Annotated in this window: 1 rRNA gene; it reads left to right on the forward strand. The window is 53.4% G+C overall.

Going from position 1 to position 2,979, the window contains the following annotated elements:
* Window positions 1-21 precede the first annotated feature (21 nt).
* A 23S ribosomal RNA gene (locus tag GNK13_RS16305) occupies window positions 22-2,942 on the forward strand.
* Window positions 2,943-2,979: the final 37 nt, after the last annotated feature.

A 2,979-nucleotide genomic window follows, 5' to 3' on the forward strand; every position in this document is an offset into this window, starting at 1 on the left:
TCACGAGTTTGAGATTGTGATGGTCAAACTATCAAGGGCACATGGGGGATGTCTTGGCGTCAGAAGACGAAGAAGGGCGTGGAAGTCTGCGAAATGCTTGGGGAAGTTGACAAACAAGCGATGATCCCGAGATTCCCGAACTGATACCTGCTGAATACATAGGCAGGTGATCGTCAACCCGGTGAACTGAAACATCTAAGTAACCGGTGGAACAGAAAGAAAAATCGATTCCGTCAGTAGCGGCGAGCGAAAGCGGAAGAGCCCAAACCGCGGGGGTTTCCCCTGCGGGGTTGTAGGGCCTTTCATTGTGGAGTTACCAAGTGAGCGATTAGTGGAACGATTTGGAAAGGTCGGCCACAGAGGGTGAAAGTCCCGTACGCGAAAATCGACTCACCTCCCGAAAGGTACCTGAGTAGGTCCAGCCACGTGGAATCTGGACTGAATCTACGGGGACCATCCCGTAAGGCTAAATACTCTCTGACGACCGATAGCGAACCAGTAGGGCGACTGAAAGATGAGAAGAACCCCTGCTAGGGGAGGAATGTGAACCTGAAACCATGTGCTTACAAGCGGTCGGAGCCCTATGGCCTTTATGGTCACGGGTGACGGCGTGCCTTTTGCATAATGATCCGGCGAGTTACGGTAGGCGGCCTGGTTAAGACCTTCCGGGTCGTAGCCCAAGGGAAACCGAGTCTGAATAGGGCGACAATGTCGCATGCCGTAGACGCGAAACTGAGTGATCTACCCATGAGCAGGTTGAAACGCGGGTTAAACTGCGCGGAGGACCGAACCCACTTGGGTTGAAAACCGAGGGGATGACTTGTGGGGAGGACTGAAAGTGTAATCAAACTCAGAGATAGCTCGTTCTCTCCGAAATATCTTGAGGGATAGCCTCGAGCCACTATGTCACGGGGGTAGAGAGACTGAATCGGATGGGGGCCCTTCCCGGGGTACCTCACCGAACCAAACTCCGAATACCGTGATAACTATCTCGGGAGTCAGTCCGCGGGGGATAAGCTCCGCGGTCGAGAGGGAAACAACCCAGACCATCTGCTAAGGTCCCTAAATCGTACTTAGTCACTAAGGAAGTTGAATTGCTTAGACAGCCGGGATGTTGGCTTAGAAGCAGCCACCATTTAAAAAGTGCGTAACAGCTTACCGGTCGAGCATTTCTGCGCCGATAATGAACGGGAGTAAGTCCGATACCGAAGCAATGGGTTCTAGTCTTTTAGGCTAGAGCGGTAGGAGAGCGCCGATGACCAGAAACAAGCCGTACTGTAAAGAGCGGTGTCGGGGTCATCGGGTGATTATGCCGGAATGAGTAACGATAAAGCAGGTGAGAATCCTGCTCGCCGAAAGCCTAAGGTTTCCTGGGGAAGGTAAATCCGCCCAGGGTTAGCCGGTACCTTAGTCGAGGCCGAAAGGCGTAGACGATGGACGACAGGTCAATATTCCTGTGCTAGGTGTGTGGAGCGATGGAGGGACGGCATCCGAAAAGCATGCGGACGGTTAGAAGTGTCCGTTGCACTCGATCAAGAACGGGGGTAGGCAAATCCGCTCCCATCAGTTCAAGAGCGAGGGCTAACAGCGTTCAAGTTCTGGATGATGTTGGAAGGATGTCCAAGAAAAGCTTCTAAGCTTTGAAGCACACTTAACCGTACTAAAACTGACACAGGTAGGCGAGACGAGTAGTCTAAGGCGCTCGGGAGAACGGTGGTTAAGGAACTCTGCAAAATGGCCCCGTAAGTTCGCGATAAGGGGCGCCTCCGCTGGTTCACGCTGGTGGAGGCCACAGAAAATCGGCTCTAGCGACTGTTTATCAAAAACACAGGTCTCTGCTAACACGCAAGTGGATGTATAGAGACTGACGCCTGCCCGGTGCCGGTAGGTTAAGGAAGAGGGTTAGCCTCACGGCGAAGCTCGCAACCGAAGCCCCGGTAAACGGCGGCCCTAACTATGAGGGTCCTAAGGTAGCGAAGTTCCTTGTCGGGTAAGTTCCGACCTGCATGAAAGGCGTAACGACTGGAGCACTGTCTCAACCACCGACCCGGTGAAATTGTAGTTGTGGTGAAGATGCCACATACCCGCGGTTAGACGGAAAGACCCCGTGAACCTTTACTGTAGGCTGATATTGGGTTGAGGTATGTCTTGTGTAGGATAGCTGGGAGACTGTGAAGCGGGTGCGCTAGCACTCGTGGAGTCGTTGTTGAAATACCAGCCTGGTCATGCTTTAATTCTAACTTTGATCCCGTGAATCCGGGCAAAGAACAGTGTCAGTCGGGCAGTTTGACTGGGGCGGTCTCCTCCCAAAGAGTAACGGAGGAGTGCAATGGTACACTCAGCCTGGTCGGCAATCAGGCGAAGAGCGTAAAGGTAGAAGTGTGCTTGACTGCGAGAGCCATAACTCGAGCAGGTGCGAAAGCAGGTCTTAGTGATCCGGTGGTCCCGTATGGAAGGGCCATCGCTCATCAGATAAAAGGTACTCCGGGGATAACAGGCTTATCGCCACCGAGCGTCCACAGCGGCGTGGCGGTTTGGCACCTCGATGTCGGCTCATCACATCCTGGGGGTGTAGAAGCTCCCAAGGGTTTGGCTGTTCGCCAATGAAAGTGGTACGTGAGCTGGGTTCAGACCGTCGTGAGACAGGTCGGTCCCTATCTGCCGTGGGCGTTCGAAACTTGAAGGGGTTCAACTTTAGTACGAGAGGATTTAGTTGGACGTAGCTCTGGTGTCCCAGTTGTCACGCTAGTGGCACGGCTGGATAGCTAACTACGGAAAGGATAAACGCTGAAAGCATCTAAGCGTGAAGCCCGCCCTGAGATGAGGTTTCGTAGTCCCTTGAGGACGAAAGCCCCCTGGAAGACGACCAGGTTGATAGGCTGGACGTGTAAGCACGGTAACGTGTTGAGCTAACCAGTACTAACGGGCGAAAGTTTGACCATCACTATCTTGCACTCGTGACGGACGCCTCCGCGTTCG

Source organism: Candidatus Laterigemmans baculatus (genome assembly GCF_010367455.1).
GTDB classification, from domain to species: Bacteria; Planctomycetota; Planctomycetia; order Pirellulales; family Pirellulaceae; genus Laterigemmans; species Laterigemmans baculatus.